The sequence below is a fragment of the Pseudescherichia sp. genome (genome assembly GCF_031998825.1).
GTDB lineage: Bacteria > Pseudomonadota > Gammaproteobacteria > Enterobacterales > Enterobacteriaceae > Pseudescherichia.
Genome location: NZ_DAMACX010000008.1, coordinates 82819 through 99950, shown reverse-complemented (window position 1 = coordinate 99950; position 17132 = coordinate 82819). Strand labels below are relative to the sequence as shown.

General features: G+C 59.0%; 15 protein-coding genes. 13 read left to right on the top strand and 2 right to left on the bottom strand.

Translation table 11 applies throughout. From position 1 onward, the window contains the following. The first annotated feature begins 108 nt into the window (after nt 1-108). The 11 genes from gsiA (at nt 109) to RTP97_RS06025 (ending at nt 13156) form a co-directional block, all read left to right on the top strand. The gene (gene gsiA / locus RTP97_RS06075; protein WP_312411847.1) at nt 109-1989 is read left to right on the top strand and encodes a glutathione ABC transporter ATP-binding protein GsiA; all 1881 of its coding nucleotides are present in this window, start codon (nt 109-111) and stop codon (nt 1987-1989) included. Between the two features lie 33 nt (nt 1990-2022). Continuing rightward, a complete protein-coding gene (gsiB, locus tag RTP97_RS06070; RefSeq protein WP_312411843.1) occupies nt 2023-3561 on the top strand; it encodes a glutathione ABC transporter substrate-binding protein GsiB in 1539 nt (512 codons plus the stop codon). Nucleotides 3562-3611: 50 nt separating this feature from the next. Continuing rightward, the gene (gene gsiC / locus RTP97_RS06065) at nt 3612-4532 is read left to right on the top strand and encodes a glutathione ABC transporter permease GsiC (RefSeq protein ID WP_312411839.1); all 921 of its coding nucleotides are present in this window, start codon (nt 3612-3614) and stop codon (nt 4530-4532) included. Nucleotides 4533-4534: 2 nt separating this feature from the next. After that, nucleotides 4535-5446 carry a glutathione ABC transporter permease GsiD gene (gene gsiD / locus RTP97_RS06060; protein ID WP_312411838.1) on the top strand — a complete coding sequence of 304 codons (912 nt, stop codon included), beginning with the start codon at nt 4535-4537 and terminating at the stop codon, nt 5444-5446. Nucleotides 5447-5643: 197 nt separating this feature from the next. Further along, complete coding sequence (locus RTP97_RS06055) at nt 5644-8406, top strand: sigma 54-interacting transcriptional regulator (RefSeq protein ID WP_312411836.1); 2763 nt, start codon at nt 5644-5646, stop codon at nt 8404-8406. 101 nt (nt 8407-8507) lie between these two features. Continuing rightward, on the top strand, nt 8508-8930 hold the full coding sequence (locus RTP97_RS06050) for a PTS sugar transporter subunit IIA (RefSeq protein WP_312210298.1): 423 nt from the start codon (nt 8508-8510) through the stop codon (nt 8928-8930). A 15-nt stretch (nt 8931-8945) separates the two neighbouring features. Then, nucleotides 8946-9416 (top strand): PTS sugar transporter subunit IIB, encoded by a 471-nt coding sequence (locus RTP97_RS06045; protein WP_042395417.1) that lies wholly within the window; start codon nt 8946-8948, stop codon nt 9414-9416. 16 nt (nt 9417-9432) lie between these two features. Beyond that, on the top strand, nt 9433-10212 hold the full coding sequence (locus tag RTP97_RS06040) for a PTS mannose/fructose/sorbose/N-acetylgalactosamine transporter subunit IIC (RefSeq protein WP_312210302.1): 780 nt from the start codon (nt 9433-9435) through the stop codon (nt 10210-10212). Continuing rightward, nucleotides 10190-11038: a PTS system mannose/fructose/sorbose family transporter subunit IID gene (locus RTP97_RS06035; protein ID WP_312210304.1), complete on the top strand. Its 849-nt coding sequence runs from the start codon at nt 10190-10192 to the stop codon at nt 11036-11038. The genes RTP97_RS06040 and RTP97_RS06035 overlap by 23 nt, the downstream gene beginning before the upstream one ends. A gap of 27 nt (nt 11039-11065) precedes the next feature. After that, nucleotides 11066-12127, top strand: coding sequence for an SIS domain-containing protein (locus RTP97_RS06030; protein ID WP_312411886.1), 1062 nt, complete (start codon nt 11066-11068; stop codon nt 12125-12127). 18 nt (nt 12128-12145) lie between these two features. Next, nucleotides 12146-13156 (top strand): SIS domain-containing protein, encoded by a 1011-nt coding sequence (locus RTP97_RS06025; RefSeq protein ID WP_312411835.1) that lies wholly within the window; start codon nt 12146-12148, stop codon nt 13154-13156. A 92-nt stretch (nt 13157-13248) separates the two neighbouring features. Here the strand turns inward: RTP97_RS06025 and rimO are convergent, their stop codons facing one another. Further along, complete coding sequence (gene rimO, locus RTP97_RS06020; RefSeq protein ID WP_312411833.1) at nt 13249-14568, bottom strand: 30S ribosomal protein S12 methylthiotransferase RimO; 1320 nt, start codon at nt 14566-14568, stop codon at nt 13249-13251. 211 nt (nt 14569-14779) lie between these two features. On the opposite strand from rimO, the gene RTP97_RS06015 reads away from it, so the two are divergent. Both RTP97_RS06015 and RTP97_RS06010 read left to right on the top strand, forming a co-directional pair. Next, nucleotides 14780-15166 carry a biofilm formation regulator BssR gene (locus RTP97_RS06015; protein ID WP_312411831.1) on the top strand — a complete coding sequence of 129 codons (387 nt, stop codon included), beginning with the start codon at nt 14780-14782 and terminating at the stop codon, nt 15164-15166. 108 nt (nt 15167-15274) lie between these two features. Further along, a complete protein-coding gene (locus RTP97_RS06010) occupies nt 15275-16393 on the top strand; it encodes a PQQ-dependent sugar dehydrogenase (RefSeq protein WP_312411829.1) in 1119 nt (372 codons plus the stop codon). Here RTP97_RS06010 and RTP97_RS06005 read toward each other — a convergent pair. Then, nucleotides 16390-17016 (bottom strand): glutathione S-transferase family protein, encoded by a 627-nt coding sequence (locus RTP97_RS06005; RefSeq protein ID WP_312411827.1) that lies wholly within the window; start codon nt 17014-17016, stop codon nt 16390-16392. The two genes, RTP97_RS06010 and RTP97_RS06005, sit on opposite strands and share 4 nt — an antisense overlap. Nucleotides 17017-17132: the final 116 nt, after the last annotated feature.

Below are 17132 nucleotides of genomic sequence, written 5' to 3'. Positions count from 1 at the left end.
CGCGGGCTCTTTACATCACCGTTTCGACTTTCTATATTCAAAATTCGTATCAAACTGCGGCGACAATAATGATATTTATAGAAAAAGCTGCCAGACGAGCAATAAATAATGACTAAGCCGCCAAATCACCTGCAAGAAAATAGCCCCGTGCTGGACGTCAGTAACCTGAACATTCGTTTCGAAAACGAAGGTCAGGTGACGCAGGCGGTGCGCGATCTGTCGTTCAGCCTCCAGCGCGGTGAGACGCTGGCCATCGTGGGCGAATCCGGCTCGGGCAAATCGGTCACCGCTCTGGCGCTGCTGCGCCTGCTGGAGCAGCAGAGCGGTGCCAGCGTGCACTGCGACCATATGCGGCTGCAGCGGCGCAATCGCCAGGTAGTGGATCTCAACGCCTTAAGCCAGGCGCAGATGCGCGGCGTGCGCGGGGCCGATATCGCCATGATTTTCCAGGAGCCGATGACCTCCCTCAATCCGGTGTTTACCGTTGGGGAGCAGATCGCAGAGTCGATCCGCCTGCACCAGAAGCTGGGGCGTGAGGCGGCGCTGGCCGAGGCGAAACGGATGCTGGAGCAGGTACGTATTCCTGAGGCCGATGCGATCCTTGCCCGCTACCCTCACCAGCTCTCTGGCGGGATGCGCCAGCGGGTGATGATTGCCATGGCACTCTCATGTCGTCCGGCGGTGCTGATCGCCGACGAGCCGACTACCGCCCTGGACGTGACGATTCAGGCGCAGATTTTACAGCTCATCAGCGTGCTGCAAAAAGAGATGGCGATGGGGGTGATCTTTATCACTCACGATATGGGGGTGGTGGCGGATATCGCCGACCGCGTGCTGGTGATGTACCAGGGCGAGGCGGTCGAGACCGGCCCCGTCGAGGCCGTTTTCCATAGCCCGCAGCACGCCTACACCAAAGCGCTGCTGGCGGCCGTGCCGAAACTAGGAGCGATGAACGGCAGCGATCTGCCACGTCGCCTGCCGCTGGTGAGCAAGGAGCGCCCCGACCAGCACGAGGCGGAGATCGAACAGGATACGGTGGTCGACGGGGAGCCGATTCTCCAGGTGCGCGATCTGGTGACCCGCTTCGGCCTGCGCAGCGGCATTCTCAATCGCGTGACCCGTGAAGTTCGCGCCGTGGAGCACGTCAGCTTTGACCTCTGGCCGGGAGAGACGCTGGCGCTAGTGGGGGAGTCCGGCAGCGGAAAGTCCACCACCGGGCGGGCGCTGCTGCGGCTGGTGGAATCCCAGGGTGGGTCTATTCTGTTTGAAGGCAAGCGGATCGATACCCTGCCGGACAGCAAATTGCAGCCGCTGCGTCGGGATATCCAGTTTATCTTTCAGGATCCCTACGCCTCTCTCGATCCGCGCCAGACGGTAGGCTACTCGATTATGGAGCCGCTGCGAGTGCATCGGCTGATGGGGGAGGAGGATGCCCAGCGTCGGGTGGCCTGGCTGCTGGAGCGGGTAGGGCTCAAGCCTGAGCACGCCTGGCGCTATCCCCACGAGTTCTCCGGCGGCCAGCGGCAGCGCATCAGCATCGCCCGGGCGCTAGCCCTCGATCCGAAAGTGGTGGTCGCCGACGAGGCGGTTTCCGCTCTGGACGTCTCTATCCAGGCGCAGATTATTAATTTGCTACTCGATTTGCAGCGGGAGATGGGCATCGCCTTTCTCTTTATCTCCCACGATATGGCAGTCGTGGAGCGCATCAGTCATCGGGTAGCGGTGATGTACCTTGGGCAGATCGTCGAGATCGGCCCGCGGCGCGCGGTATTTGAGAACCCGCAGCACCCCTATACGCGCAAGCTAATGGCCGCCGTGCCGGTGGCTGAGCCAGGACATCCTCGGGCGCAGCGCGTGCTGCTCTCCGATGAGATGCCCAGCAATATCTATAAGCCGGGTGATGATTCACACCGCGTGGAGCTGCACAGCGTCGGGCCTGGCCACTTTGTTGCCCGCTCGACGCCCGGCAGCACGCAATCCCGTTTTTGATCGTTAACAGGCAGGGAAATTCAGGAGAATAAGATGACACAATTTGTTGCGCGTAAATGGCGTCTGGCGCTGGGCGTTGCCGCCGCGCTCGCCGTGGCACCGGCTTTCGCTGCCAAAGACGTGGTGGTGGCCGTGGGGTCGAACTTCACCACCCTCGATCCCTATGACGCAAACGACACGCTCTCCCAGGCGGTAGCGAAGTCGTTCTATCAGGGCCTTTTCGGCCTCGATAAAGATATGAAGCTGAAAAACGTTCTTGCCGAGAGCTATACCGTCTCCGACGACGGGCTGGTCTATACCATCAAGCTGCGCAGCGGCGTTAAGTTCCAGGACGGCACCGACTTTAACGCCGAGGCGGTAAAAGCCAACCTCGACCGCGCCAGCAACAAAGAGAGCGGGCTGAAGCGCTACAATCTCTACAAGAATATTGCTAAGACCGAGGCGGTGGATCCCACCACGGTGAAGATCACCCTGACCCAGCCCTTCTCGGCCTTTATCAATATTCTCGCCCATCCAGCCACGGCGATGATCTCGCCTGCCGCGCTGAAAAAGTATGGTAAAGAGATTGGTTTCCATCCGGTGGGCACCGGTCCGTACGAGCTGGAGACCTGGAACCAGACCGACTTTGTGAAGGTGAAGAAGTTTGCCAGCTACTGGCAGCAGGGCCTGCCGAAGTTGGATACCATCACCTGGCGTCCGGTGGTGGATAACAACACTCGCGCGGCGATGCTGCAGACCGGCGAGGCGCAGTTCGCCTTCCCGATCCCCTACGAGCAGGCCGCCGTGCTGGAGAAGAATCCCAAGCTGGACCTGGTCGCCAGCCCGTCAATCATGCAGCGCTACATCAGCCTCAACGTGACGCAGAAGCCGTTTGATAATCCGAAAGTGCGCGAGGCAATCAACTACGCCATCAACCGCCAGGCGCTGGTCAAGGTCGCCTTCGCAGGCTACGCCACCCCGGCTACCGGCATCGTGCCGACGTCCATTGCTTACGCTCAGAGCTATCAGCCGTGGCCCTACGATCCGGCTAAGGCGCGCGCGCTGCTGAAAGAGGCGGGCTACCCGAACGGCTTTACCACCACCCTGTGGTCCTCCCATAACCACAGCACTGCCCAGAAGGTGCTGCAGTTTACCCAGCAGCAGCTGGCCCAGGTGGGCATTAAAGCGCAGGTGACGGCGATGGATGCCGGGCAGCGCGCCGCTGAAGTCGAGGGCAAAGGGCAGAAGGAGAGCGGGGTAAGGATGTTCTACACCGGCTGGTCGGCCTCCACCGGCGAAGCGGACTGGGCGCTGTCGCCGCTGTTCGCCTCGCAGAACTGGCCGCCAACCCTGTTCAACACCGCGTTCTACAGCAATCCGCAGGTGGATAAGGATCTCGCTGCCGCGCTGAAAACTACCAGCAACGAGGAGAAGGCGCAGCACTACAAGGCAGCGCAGGACACCATCTGGAAGGAGTCGCCGTGGGTGCCGCTGGTAGTAGAGAAACTGGTCTCCGCGCACAATAAAGACCTGAGCGGTTTCTATATCATGCCGGATACCGGCTTTAGCTTTGACGACGCAGACTTAAAATAGTCGTGCCTGGCCTCCGCACATCGCGGCGGGGGCCAGCAACAGGGTAGAAGATGCTTAACTATTTTTTTAAACGCCTGCTCGGCCTGATCCCCACGCTGCTGATTGTGGCGGTGCTGGTGTTTCTGTTCGTGCATATGCTGCCAGGGGATCCGGCGCGGCTGATTGCCGGACCGGAGGCTGACGCGCAGGTGGTTGCGCTGGTGCGCCAGCAGCTGGGCCTTGACCAGCCGCTGTGGCATCAGTTCTGGCACTACATCACCAACGTATTGCAGGGCGATTTCGGCATGTCGATGGTCTCCCGCCGCCCGGTGGCGGAGGAGATCGCCAGCCGCTTCATGCCTACTTTCTGGCTCACTATCGCCAGCATGGTCTGGGCGGTACTGTTTGGCCTCGCTGCCGGAATAGTCGCTGCCGTCTGGCGCAACCGCTGGCCGGACCGCATCGGCATGGCGCTGGCGGTCACCGGCATTTCGTTTCCGGCCTTTGCGCTTGGCATGCTGCTGATGCAGGTCTTCTCCGTTGAGCTGGGGTGGCTGCCTACCGTTGGGGCGGACAGCTGGCGGCACTACGTCCTGCCGTCGCTGACCCTCGGCGCGGCGGTGGCGGCAGTGATGGCGCGCTTTACCCGTGCCTCCTTTGTCGATGTGCTCAACGAGGACTATATGCGCACCGCGCGTGCCAAAGGGGTCAGCGAGAAGTGGGTTATTCTCAAGCATGGCCTGCGTAACGCCATGATCCCGGTGGTGACCATGATGGGCCTGCAGTTTGGCTTCTTGCTCGGCGGCTCGATTGTGGTTGAGAAGGTCTTCAACTGGCCTGGCCTTGGCCGCCTGCTGGTGGACTCGGTGGAGATGCGTGACTATCCGGTGATTCAGGCCGAGGTGCTGCTCTTCTCGCTGGAGTTTGTTCTTATCAACTTGGTGGTGGATATGCTCTACGCCGCCATTAACCCGTCTATCAGGTACAAGTAAGGATGCGACTTTTAAACTGGCGTCGCCAGGCGATATTAAAGGGTATGCCGGGGATCAAACCGACGCGTATCCGCACCCCGTGGCATGAGTTCTGGCGGCGCTTCCGCCGTCAGCCGATGGCGATGACCGCCGGGCTGTTTGTGGTGCTGCTGATCGTTGTCGCCGCCGTCGCGCCGTGGATCGTGCCCTTCGATGCCGAGAATTACTTCGACTACGACCGGCTTAACGAGGGGCCGTCGATGGTGCACTGGTTCGGCGTTGACTCTCTCGGACGGGATATCTTTAGCCGCGTACTGGTAGGGGCGCAGATCTCGCTGGCCGCCGGGGTGCTGGCGGTGCTGATCGGGGCCGCGATCGGCACTGTGCTTGGCCTGCTGGCGGGGTACTACGAGGGCTGGTGGGATCGCATCATCATGCGCATCTGCGACGTGCTGTTCGCCTTTCCCGGCATTCTGCTGGCGATTGCGGTGGTGGCGGTGATGGGCAGCGGCATGTCCAACGTGATTATCGCCGTGGCGGTCTTCTCGGTGCCAGCCTTTGCCCGGCTGGTGCGCGGCAACACGCTGGTACTCAAGCAGCAGACCTTTATCGAGTCGGCGCGCAGCATCGGCGCAAGCGATGCCACCATCCTGTTCCGCCACATTCTGCCGGGCACCATCTCGTCTATCGTAGTCTACTTTACCATGCGCATCGGCACCTCGATCATCTCTGCCGCCAGCCTGTCGTTTCTGGGGCTGGGCGCACAGCCGCCGACGCCGGAGTGGGGGGCGATGCTCAACGAGGCGCGAGCGGATATGGTTATCGCCCCGCACGTGGCGCTCTTCCCGAGCCTGGCAATCTTCCTCACCGTGCTGGCCTTCAACCTGCTGGGGGACGGCCTGCGGGACGCGTTGGATCCGAAGATCAAGGGCTGAGGCTGCACCGCCGGGCGGCACTGCGTTTGCCCGGCCTACGGTGGGCACGGTGTGGGTTTGTAGGCCCGCGTAAGCGAAGCGCCACCGGGCATTCTGTGCGCATTCCCACAAAAGCGTAAATTCGACGCCTTCGCTTTCCCCTGCGGTCTCGGTTTGCGGGCATCATACCCGCAGAACGATGCATGAAGGGGAAAGCAATGCGCGATGAATTACTGACGTTTTTGGCCAATCAAACTGACTTTTTCGATCCGGAAAAGCTGAGCGAGGTCTTTACCGCCAGCTATCTGGCACAGCGCTTTTCGCTGAAGAGAAATACCGCCAGCCACTATTTGAACCAGCTGGTTGCTCAGGGCGTGCTGGTGAAGATCAATACCCGGCCCGTCTACTTCCTGCATAAAAAAACCTTCAGCCAGCAGTTCTTTCCTCTGTCCGCCAATGAGTATGAGAGCGTTGCCCAGCTGCTTGGCGACGGCGGGCCTGAGCCGGAGCGGCCCGATCACTTCTCGCTGCTTATCGGTCACGATGAGAGCCTGAAAAAGCCTATTGAGCAGCTCAAAACCGCGCTCTTTTACCCGGATGGCGGCCTGCCGCTGCTGATTACCGGCGACAGCGGCACCGGCAAAAGCTATATGGCCAATCTGATGCACGCGTTTGCTATCTCCGAGGGGCTGCTGGCGGACGATGCGCCTTTCATCAGCTTTAACTGTGCCCAGTATGCCAGCAACCCGGAACTGCTGGCGGCTAACCTGTTCGGCTATGCCAAAGGGGCATTTACCGGAGCGCAGACGGACCGCCAGGGAGCCTTCGAGGCGGCCAACGGCGGGATGCTGTTCCTCGACGAGGTGCACCGACTCAACGCCGAGGGGCAGGAGAAGCTCTTTACCTGGCTCGACCGCAAGGAGATCTATCGGGTTGGCGAGACGGCCCAGGGCCGCCCGGTCGCAACGAGGCTGGTGTTTGCCACCACCGAGGAGCTGCACAGCACCTTCTTAACCACCTTTTTGCGACGCATACCGATTCTGGTCACGCTGCCCGATCTGCAAAGCCGCTCCCGGCAGGAGAAGGAGGCGCTGATCCTGCTCTTCTTCTGGCTGGAGGCGAAAAAGCTGGCGGTGCGTCTGGCATTAACTCCCCGGCTGATGCAGGTCCTGAACCACTTTGTCTACCGGGGCAACGTCGGCGAGCTGAAGAACGCCGTGAAGTACACGGTGGCGGCGTCGTGGGCCAAGCAGCGGGGCGGCGAGGAGCTGGTGGTGGGCATTCAGCATTTGCCGGAGAAGATTGCCGCAGCGATCCCCGCCTCTGGCGAACCGCTGGCGGTGGAGGAGAACCTGATCGTCGAGCCGCAGACCAGCCTGGCGTGGCTCCTGCGCGCCCGCGATCCCACCCGGGGCGTGATCTATGACGCCCAGTGCCAGGTGCTGGCGCTCTATGAGCAGTGGATGAGCGGCCACGCGGATTGGGAAGAGGTGCGCAAACGCATGGGGGAGGCGATAGAGGGACTTTTTGACCGGCTCATTTTCGATAACCGCGACACCACCGACTCGCCGATGCTGCTCCTGACCACCCAGCAGGTGCGCGAGGAGTTCTACCGCCTGGAGAAGCAGTTCAACATTCAGTTCAACGGCAACTGCATCTACGCTCTAAGCCACTACCTGGTGCACCGCTCCCGGAGCACCCCCTCCCGACTGAGCCAGGAGCGGATCCGTAGCCTCGACGACTTCCTCGCCCAGAAGTACCCGCTGCTCTACCGTTTTTGCCAGGCCATCATCACCGCGCTGACGCAAAAGCTGGATATCGAACCGCAGCGGATTGATGCTCTGCTGCTGGTGCTGTGGCTGCATCAGTCTGGCGCGATCAGCCAGCCGCACGTCACCCGCGCCGTTATTCTGGCCCACGGCTATGCCACCGCCAGCAGCATTGCTAACGTCGCCAACCGTCTGTTAAAAAATCATCTGTTTGAGTCTTTCGATATGCCGCTGGACGTCACCCCGGAGGCCATTGCCCGGCAAGTGATGGACTACATCGAAAGCAATACGCTGGCCTCGGGCGTGATGATCCTCGTCGATATGGGATCGCTCAACGCTATTCATCACCATTTCCAACGCCGGGTTTCGACGCCGGTAGCGATTGTCAATAACGTCTCCACCAGCATGGCGCTCTACGTCGGCGAGCGGATCTTACGCGGCGATCTGATCGAGGATATCGCCCGCGAGGTCAGCGGCGACCTGCCGGTGGAGCATCAGATCTTCTGGCCGCAGGCAAACCGTCCGCGGGTGATCCTGACCACCTGCGTCACCGGCCTTGGCGCGGCAACCAATCTCTGCACGCTGCTGAAGGCCAGTATCCCAGAGACGCTGGGTATTGACGTGATCGCCTGCGACTACGACACGCTCAGCAACGGCCAGGAGAGTGCGCTGGCGTTTAATCGCTATGAGATGCTGGCCGTGGTCGGCACGTTCGATCCGCACCTGCCCGCCGTGCCGTGGATCTCGCTGGATTCGCTGATCGCCGGGGACGGTCACGCTCAGCTGATGCGTATCTTTGGCGATATCGCTACGCCAGAGCAGATCGACGAGATCAACAATCTGCTGCTGAAGAACTTCTCTCTGCGTCGGGTGATTGAGTCGGTCACTATTCTTGACACCAGCAAGGTGCTTAACCAGGTGGAGCAATTTGTCCTGCGCTACGAGCATCTGGCGGGCTGCCAGATCCCCAACGATCGCAAGGTAGCGCTCTACGTGCACATCAGCTGCCTGATAGAGCGGCTGATCCGTAACGCCTCTCCTGCCAGCTATGCAGGACGGCAGTGTCCGGAAAGCGAGCTGGCCGATATTAAGCAGGCCTTTAGTGTCATTGAGAGCAGTTATAGTGTCAAAATCCCCGCCGTAGAGCTTTGTTACATCCATAATATTCTGACCCTGGAAACAGAATTTATCCCGCAAGATCAAGAGTTTTAATCCCCCTGCTTTTCTGTCCTGGCGCATTTCACCGTGCGCCACTTTTTCGTGGCACGCCGGTTGCAATACTCCCGGTAGTGGAACGCATTTTCGAGGACAGGATGAAACGACACTACATATTTGCCAGCCATGGCACCCTTGCCCGGGGCGTGCTCGACTCAGTTGAGCTGATCCTCGGTAAGCAGACGGATATTTCGACGCTTTGCGCCTACGTTGAGGAGCAGCGGGATTTAACCGAGCAGGTCACGGAGCTAATGCAGCGGATCCCGGACGAAGATGAGGTTGTGGTTATCACCGATATCTTCGCCGGCAGCGTAAATAACGAATTTGTTCGCTTTCTACAGCGTCCCCGCTTTCATCTGGTGGCGGGCCTTAATTTGCCGCTGGTGATCGATTTGCTTATTTCCGGCGACGAGCCTGATACCGGGAAGCTTATTGAGGAGGCGTTAATAAGCTCCAGAGAGAGCATTCAATACTGTAACTACACCATCTCCAGCGCAATGCAGGCGGATAAAGATTTCTAAGAGGGAGGAAACAGGATGATTACGTTAGTGCGGGTTGACCATCGTTTACTGCACGGCCAGGTGGCGTTCTCCTGGACGCAATATGTCGGCGCAGACTGCATTCTGATTGCCAACGACAGCGTGCCCAATGACGAGCTGCGTAAAACCACTATCAAACTGGCTAAGCCGCCGTCGGTGAAGCTAGTTATTAAGAATATCGCTGACTCTATTGAGGCCATTAAAAGCGGCGTGACCGACAAATATACGCTGTTTATCGTTGTGGAGTCGGTAGAGGACGCCTGGCGCTTAGCCCGAGAGATACCGGAAATTAAGAGCATCAACCTCGGCGGAATTAAAGCCAAAGAGGGCAGCAGGAATATTTCGAAGGCGGTGAATCTGCTGCCTGACGAAATTACCCGGCTCAATGAACTGGTGGGGCAGGGGGTGGAAATAGAGATCCGCCAGGTTCCTAACGATCGCAAACAGCTCATAACGGAATGTTTGTAATTCCTGAGGATTCACTATGGTAGAGGCACTTTTACTCGGACTGGTGGCGTTTATCGCCCAGTCGGAATATGCCCTGGGCACCTCGTTAATCTCCCGGCCTATCGTCACCGGCTTATTAACCGGGCTGGTGCTGGGTGATGTCCAGACGGGCGTTATCATGGGCGCGACGCTGGAGTTGGCTTTTATCGGCTCTTTCTCCGTGGGCGCATCCATTCCGCCGGACGTGGTGACCGGCGGTGTGCTGGGCGTGGCGTTCGCTATCACCTCCGGCGCGGGGACCGAAACGGCGCTGCTGCTGGGGCTGCCCATCGCCACCCTGACGCTGGTGTTAAAAAACGTCTATCTCGGGATGTTTATCCCGATGCTTAACCAGAAGGCGGATGCCTATGCCGACGAGGCCGACACCCGTGGCATAGAGCGGATGCACCTCATCGCCGGGTTCGGCCTGTCGCTGATGCTGGCCACGGTGGTGACCGTCTCCTTCCTGGTGGGCAGCAGCGCGGTGAAGTCCCTGCTGGATGCTATTCCAGAGTTTATTAAGCACGGCCTCAGCGTGGCGACGGGCATCATTCCGGCGCTGGGCTTTGCCATGCTCGCCCGGCTGCTGATCAACAAAAAGGTCGCGCCTTACTTTTTCCTCGGCTTTGTTCTGATGGCCTACCTGAAAATTCCGGTCACCGGCATTGCGATCCTCGGCGCTATCGTGGCCGTGATTATGGTTAACGTCACCGCCTTCACCACGCCTCGTGCCACCACAGAGCAAGGAGTCAGCCATGACGACGAAGATGATTTCTGAAGAGACCCTGCCTGACGTGCAGGATGAGAAGGCAATTACCGCCCGCGATCTGCGCCGTGTCTTCTGGCGCTCCTTCCAGATGGAATTCTCCTGGAACTATGAGCGGCAGATGAACCTGGCCTTTGTCTATACGCTCATTCCGGTGCTGAAAAAGCTCTACCCGCAGAAAGAGGATCTGAAAAATGCCCTGAAGCGTCACCTGGTGTTTTTCAATACCACGCCGCACATCGTCACCCTGCTGCTGGGGATCACCACCGCCATGGAGGAGAAGAACAGCCAGCAGAAAACCATCGATGCCGGGGCGATTGATAACGTCAAGGCGTCGCTGATGGGGCCACTGGCGGGATTAGGGGACTCCTTTTTCTGGGGGACGCTGCGCCTAATCGCGACGGGGATCGGCACCAGCCTGGCGCTGCAGGGCAGTATTCTTGGGCCGATCCTCTTTCTGCTGGTGTTTAACGTTCCGCACATTCTGGTGCGCTGGTTCTTTACCCGCTGGGGCTATGTGCTCGGCACCGGGGTGCTTCAGCGCGTTCAGCAGAGCGGCATGATGGAGAGCCTGACCTACGGCGCATCGATTATGGGGCTGATGGTGGTGGGGGCGATGACCGCCTCGATGATCAATATCACTATCCCCATCAGCTTTGGTGCAGGGGAGGCGAAAACCGAAGTGCAGGACATTATCAACAACGTCATGCCCTGCCTGCTACCGCTCATCAGCTTCGGCATCGTCTACTGGCTGCTGGGCCGCAGGGTAAAACCACTCACCATTATCGGCGGGATGGCGCTGGTCGGCATTTTCGGCTCGTGGATTGGCCTGTTTTAACCGGAGAAACCTATGTTACCTACCATTATGTTACCAACCATGATGACCTATATCGAAGAGGAGCCCGCGGCGCTGGAGACGATCCTCCGCGAGCATCGGCATAGCCTGGCGGCGATTGAGACCTTTGCCCGTGAGCGCCCGGTGCAGCGCTTGCTGCTGCTGGCGACCGGCTCCTCGTTTAATGCCGCCCTGTGTGCACGGGATCTCTTTGAGCGGCGCTACGGCCTGCGGGTGGAGATCAAAGAGCCGTACAACTTTGTTCACTATGAAACTGTCGATCCGCACACCGATCTGGTGATTGCTGTCTCCCAGAGCGGCAAGAGCGCCTCAACGCTGGCGGCGATGGAGAAGGTTCAGGCGGCGGGGCTGCCGGTGTTTGCCCTGACCTCGGATCCGCAAAGCCCCATCGGCCAGGGCTGCGATGAGGTGCTGGATATCAATACCGGCATCGAGCAGGTGGGCTTCGTCACTCGGGGCTTCAGCGCCACGGTGCTCAACCTGCTGCTGATTGCGCTTACTCTTGCCCGAGCGCAAAAGCAGATTGCGGATGAGGAGGTGCAGGCCACGCTGCACGAGCTGGGCCAGCTCGTCGCCGCTATCCCGCAGGCGATTGCCCAGACGGAGGCATTTTTCGACCGCCATCAGGAGACCCTGCGCAGCGGGACGCGTTTTGTGGCTATCGGCTACGGGGCGCTGACCGGCGTAGCGAAAGAGTTTGAGACCAAGTTCACCGAAACGGTGCGCGTCCCGTCCAGCGGCTTTGAGCTGGAGGCCTATATGCACGGCCCCTATCTGGAGGCCAATGCCCAGCACGTGATGTTTTTTATTGAGGATGCCCCGGACAGACGCCTGCGGGCGCTGCGGGACTACATGGCTCCGGCGGTAAACCAGACCTTGCTGGTGACCCTGAGCGATGAGCAGGATCCGCAGACGCTGGCCCTCAACTTCCCGCTGGCGCATGACCTCGCCGCGCTGCTGCTGGTTGTCCCGATGCAGGTACTGGCCTGGCGCACGGCGTGTGCCAAAGGGATCGATCTGTCGGTGCGTATTTTTGATGACTTTGACCGCGTATTAAAAAGTAAGATCTAATTAATCAGGAGAGAAAATATGTTGGGTTTTAATCAGGACGAGTACCTGACGAGTGCTCGTGAGATCGTTGCTGCGCGTAAACAGGCTGAGCATGCCGCTGATGAGATATTTCAGCAGGAATATGATGCGCTATTTTTTGCTTCGGTAGGCGGCTCTCTGGCCCCGATGATGGCAATTAATGCCTTTGCCAAAGAGATGACAACCCTGCCGGTTTATCTTGAGCAGGCGGCAGAATTAATTCATACCGGGCATAAAAAATTAACTAAGCACTCGGTGGTGGTGACGCTCTCTAAATCCGGAGATACCAAAGAGTCCGTGGAGCTTGCCGAATGGTGTAAGGCCCAGGGGATCCGGGTAGTGGCCATTACTAAAAATAGCGATTCCCCGCTGGCCAGTGCGGCAGGCTGGCATATTCCGATGCGCCACAAAAACGGCGTGGAATATGAGTATATGCTGCTCTACTGGTTCTTCTTCCGTCTGGTTAACCGTAACGGTGAATTTGCCGAGTACGATCGGTTTGCCAGCCAGCTGGAGTTATTACCGGAGAACCTGCTCCAGGCGAAAATAAAGTTTGATCCACAGGCGGATGAAATTGCCCGTAAATACCACGCCAGCGACTATATGATGTGGATTGGTGGGGCGGAGATGTGGGGCGAGGTCTATCTCTTCTCAATGTGTATTCTGGAGGAGATGCAGTGGAAGCGAACCAAATCCGTCACCTCCGCCGAGTTTTTCCACGGCACGCTGGAGCTGCTGGAGAAGGAGGTTCCGCTGTTTCTGGTGAAAGGAGAGGGGAAATGTCGGGCGCTGGATGAGCGGGTAGAGCGCTTTGCGGCGAAGATCACTGACCATCTGGTGGTTATCGATCCGCGGGATTATCTGCTCGACGGGATTGATGATGCGTTTCGCGGCATCCTGGCTCCCTGCGTGGCGTCAACGCTGCTGGTGGATCGGCTGGCGGCCCACTTCGAGCACTATACCGGCCACAGTCTGGATATTCGCCGCTACTACCGGCAGTTCGAGTATTAATAGAACTAACGCCCGGCGGCGCAAGCTTGCCGGGCCTACGGTTTTGTAGGCCTGATAAGCGCAGCGCCATCAGGCGTTATGCACAGGGTCGATTAAACCCGGCTCCCCCACAGGTCGTACTCGTCGGCGTTTTCGACCTTCACGCGAACGACGTCGCCTGGCTTCACTTTCGTTTCGCCGTTGAGGTAGACCGCGCCGTCGATCTCCGGTGCATCGGCCATGCTGCGGCCAATCGCGCCCTCTTCATCGACTTCATCGATAATCACCAGGATTTCGCGGCCCACTTTCTCTTGCAGGCGCTCGGCAGAGATCTGCTGCTGCAGCTGCATAAAGCGGTTCCAGCGCGCCTCTTTCACCTCTTCCGGCACCTGGTCCGGCAGCGCGTTGGCGGTCGCGCCTTCAACCGGGCTGTATTTGAAGCAGCCGACGCGATCGAGGCGCGCTTCGACGAGGAAGTCGAGCAGCATCTGGAAATCTTCCTCGGTTTCACCCGGGAAGCCGACGATAAAGGTCGAGCGCAGGGTAAGCTCAGGGCAGACTTCACGCCACTGCTTGATGCGGGCCAGCTGGCGATCGACAGAGCCAGGGCGCTTCATCAGCTTGAGGATGCGTGGGCTGGCGTGCTGCAGCGGGATATCCAGATACGGCAGGATCTTGCCTTCGGCCATCAGCGGGATGACGTCATCAACGTGCGGGTAGGGGTAGACGTAATGCAGACGCACCCAGACGCCGAGCTTCGACAGCTCTTCGCACAGGCTAACCATGCTGGTTTTCACCGGCGAGCCGTTGTAGAAGCCGGTGCGGTGCTTAACGTCAACGCCGTAGGCGGAGGTGTCCTGGGAGATCACCAGCAGCTCTTTCACGCCCGCATCAACCAGACGCTTGGCCTCGGCCAGCACGTCGCCAATCGGACGGCTATCGAGATCGCCGCGCATAGACGGAATAATGCAGAAGGTGCAGCGGTGGTTGCAGCCTTCGGAAATTTTCAGGTAGGCGTAGTGGCGCGGGGTCAGCTTAACGCCCTGTTCCGGCACCAGGCTCAGGAACGGGTTGTGCTTCGGTTTTGGCACGTAGTGGTGCACATGCTCCAGTACCTGCTCATAGCTGTGCGGACCGGTGATCTCCAGCACCTTCGGGTGCACTTCGCGGATCTGATCCACTTTTGCCCCCAGGCAGCCGGTGACAATTACCTTGCCATTCTCATTCAGGGCTTCGCCAATCGCCTCAAGCGACTCCTGCACGGCGCTATCGATAAAGCCGCAGGTGTTAACGATCACCATATCGGCATCGTCATAACGCGGCACCACATCGTAACCCTCGGTGCGCAGTTCGGTAAGAATGCGTTCGGAATCCACCAGGTTTTTCGGGCAGCCCAGGGAGACAAAGCCAATACGCGGTTGTTGTATGCTCATACGCTCACAAAGTAAACAGAAGAAAAAACCGGGCGATTTTACACGGGTTTGCGGCGACTCTCTACTGCTAACTCAATCGGTTAAATTTTGTGTGCGTTGTCACACTGTAAAAATTGTTAATACCTGGATAAATATTGACCCAGCGCATAATTTTGCACAAAAAATGATCATATGCTTGATTTGCGATTAGGCCGACAAGGGAGGATCAAGTATGACCGTTGACAGACTAAAACGAAGTCTGCTGAGAAAACTTGCTAACGCCAGCATCGATCTTGCGGCGTACGTCCAGCTCAGAAAGGCGAAGGGTTATATGTCGGTCAGCGAAAGCAACTATCTGCGTGACAGCTTTTTTGAACTATCAACACAAATACGTGGCCTGGAGCGGCATGTTTCTGCCGTACCGGATGCCAGAGAACGAGAAGTGCTGTGCCGGGCAGAGGGGGCACTCTCCTCTGCGGGTATATGCTTAATGAGTGGGCACCATGACTGCCCGAACTATATTGCTGTGAACGTAGAGACGCTCGACCGCTGTCTCAAAACCCTCAACGTATGTATTCAGAGCCTCAGCGAGCATGAACCGCTGGTTGTGGAAGCCTGAATCCCCGGGGGAGGCAACTCCCCCTTCTGCTTAAACTTTTGTAAAACCAGGCGCGCGCAACGTTCCGCTGGCTACGCTTTAAGCCAGAGACCCTCAAAGGAGTGCCCCATGCGCCGCAACGCCCTGATTTTTATCCCCGCGCTGTTTCTGTCCGCCTCGGTTTTTGCTGCGCCTGCGCCGGTAAAGGTTGACGTGCTGCAAACCAAACTCGATCGCCCATGGTCGCTGGCGTTCCTGCCCGACAATAAAGGGATGCTTATTACCCTGCGCGGCGGCCAGCTGCGCCACTGGCAGGCGGGAAGCGGGCTGTCCGATCCTCTCTCCGGCGTGCCGAAAGTGTGGGCCAACGGGCAGGGCGGCCTCTTTGACGTGGTGCTGGCTCCGGACTTTGCCCAGTCGCGGCGGGTGTGGCTGAGCTACGCCGAGGCGGGGAGCGACGGCAAGGCCGGAACGGCGGTGGGCTACGGGCGGTTAAGTGACGATCTCACCCGCCTGGAGGCTTTTAAGGTGGTCTTTCGCCAGGCGCCTAAGCTCTCTACCGGCAACCACTTCGGCGGCCGGCTGGTCTTTGACGGCAAAGGCTACCTCTACATCGCTTTAGGGGAGAACAATCAACGCCCCACGGCCCAGGATCTCGATAAGCTCCAGGGCAAGCTGGTGCGCCTGACCGATGAAGGAGCCGTGCCGCCAGATAATCCCTTTGCCAACACTGCCAGCGCACGCAAGGAGATCTGGTCCTACGGCATCCGTAATCCGCAGGGGATGGCGATGAATCCGTGGACCAACGCCCTGTGGCTGAACGAGCACGGGCCGCGCGGCGGCGACGAGATCAACATTCCACAGAAAGGCAAAAACTACGGCTGGCCGCTGGCAACCTGGGGCATCAACTACAGCGGGATGAAGATCCCGGAGGCGAAGGGGGAGATTGTTGCCGGCACCGAGCAGCCGGCTTTCTACTGGAAAGACTCCCCGGCGGTGAGCGGCATGGCGTTCTATAACGCATCGACCTTCCCGCAGTGGCAGCACAAGCTATTTATCGGCGCGCTGAAGGACAAGGACGTGATTGTGATGAGCGTAAACGGGGATAAGGTCACCGAGGATGGGCGCATCCTCGGGGATCGCAACCAGCGCATCCGCGACGTGCGCGTCGGCCCCGACGGCTACCTCTATGTGCTCACCGACGAGTCCGACGGCGAGCTGTTAAAGGTTAGCCCGGCGGGAAATTAGGTCACCGGGATCATCACAATTTTACGGTAGGCGGGACGCTCGCTCAGGGCGTCATACCAGCGTTGCAGGTGCGGGCGCGGCGTCCACGTCAGGCCCACGTTCCACAGGTTATAGACGAAGGGTGCTACGGCGATATCGCCGAGACCAAACTCCTCTCCCGAGAGCCAGTTTGAGGTCGCCAGCGCGTTATCGAGAATTTCAAACAGCGGCTCGCAGGCGGCAATGCCCGCCTCAATCACCGCCGGGTCGCGCTTTTCCACCGGGGTTCTGACCAGATTCATCAACAGCACCCGGTGAGCTGGAGAGAGCGTGCCGTTGGCCCAGTCCATCCACTTCTCCGCCTGCGCACGGGCAGCGGGCGGCTCGATCCACAGGCGGCCCTGACCGTACTGCGCTGCCAGGAAGCGCACAATGGTATTCGACTCCCACAGCACGCTGTCGGTCTCATCGTCACGGAACAGGGGCACCAGCCCGTTGGGGTTCAGCGCCAGATACTCCGGGCTGTGATTCAGGCCATGCTCCAGCCCGGCCAGAATTTGCGTATACGGCAGCTCCAGCTCTTCAAGGGTCCATAAGACTTTTTTTACGTTGGTCGAGTTATTTCTGCCCCACAGCGTGATCATAAAAACTCCTTCTTTCCGTCAGCAACCGGGCGCTGCTATCAGCACCATATGGCTGACATAGTGGGATAAAGTTAACATTCAGGCAACGACAAACAAAAAAATCCCGCTCATAGCAG

Coding starts and splice junctions, on each gene's coding strand:
- gsiA (WP_312411847.1), top strand. CDS start 109: ATGACTAAGCCGCCAAATCACCTGCAAGAAAATAGCCCCGTGCTGGAC.
- gsiB (WP_312411843.1), top strand. CDS start 2,023: ATGACACAATTTGTTGCGCGTAAATGGCGTCTGGCGCTGGGCGTTGCC.
- gsiC (WP_312411839.1), top strand. CDS start 3,612: ATGCTTAACTATTTTTTTAAACGCCTGCTCGGCCTGATCCCCACGCTG.
- gsiD (WP_312411838.1), top strand. CDS start 4,535: ATGCGACTTTTAAACTGGCGTCGCCAGGCGATATTAAAGGGTATGCCG.
- RTP97_RS06055 (WP_312411836.1), top strand. CDS start 5,644: ATGCGCGATGAATTACTGACGTTTTTGGCCAATCAAACTGACTTTTTC.
- RTP97_RS06050 (WP_312210298.1), top strand. CDS start 8,508: ATGAAACGACACTACATATTTGCCAGCCATGGCACCCTTGCCCGGGGC.
- RTP97_RS06045 (WP_042395417.1), top strand. CDS start 8,946: ATGATTACGTTAGTGCGGGTTGACCATCGTTTACTGCACGGCCAGGTG.
- RTP97_RS06040 (WP_312210302.1), top strand. CDS start 9,433: ATGGTAGAGGCACTTTTACTCGGACTGGTGGCGTTTATCGCCCAGTCG.
- RTP97_RS06035 (WP_312210304.1), top strand. CDS start 10,190: ATGACGACGAAGATGATTTCTGAAGAGACCCTGCCTGACGTGCAGGAT.
- RTP97_RS06030 (WP_312411886.1), top strand. CDS start 11,066: ATGTTACCAACCATGATGACCTATATCGAAGAGGAGCCCGCGGCGCTG.
- RTP97_RS06025 (WP_312411835.1), top strand. CDS start 12,146: ATGTTGGGTTTTAATCAGGACGAGTACCTGACGAGTGCTCGTGAGATC.
- rimO (WP_312411833.1), bottom strand. CDS start 14,568: ATGAGCATACAACAACCGCGTATTGGCTTTGTCTCCCTGGGCTGCCCG.
- RTP97_RS06015 (WP_312411831.1), top strand. CDS start 14,780: ATGACCGTTGACAGACTAAAACGAAGTCTGCTGAGAAAACTTGCTAAC.
- RTP97_RS06010 (WP_312411829.1), top strand. CDS start 15,275: ATGCGCCGCAACGCCCTGATTTTTATCCCCGCGCTGTTTCTGTCCGCC.
- RTP97_RS06005 (WP_312411827.1), bottom strand. CDS start 17,016: ATGATCACGCTGTGGGGCAGAAATAACTCGACCAACGTAAAAAAAGTC.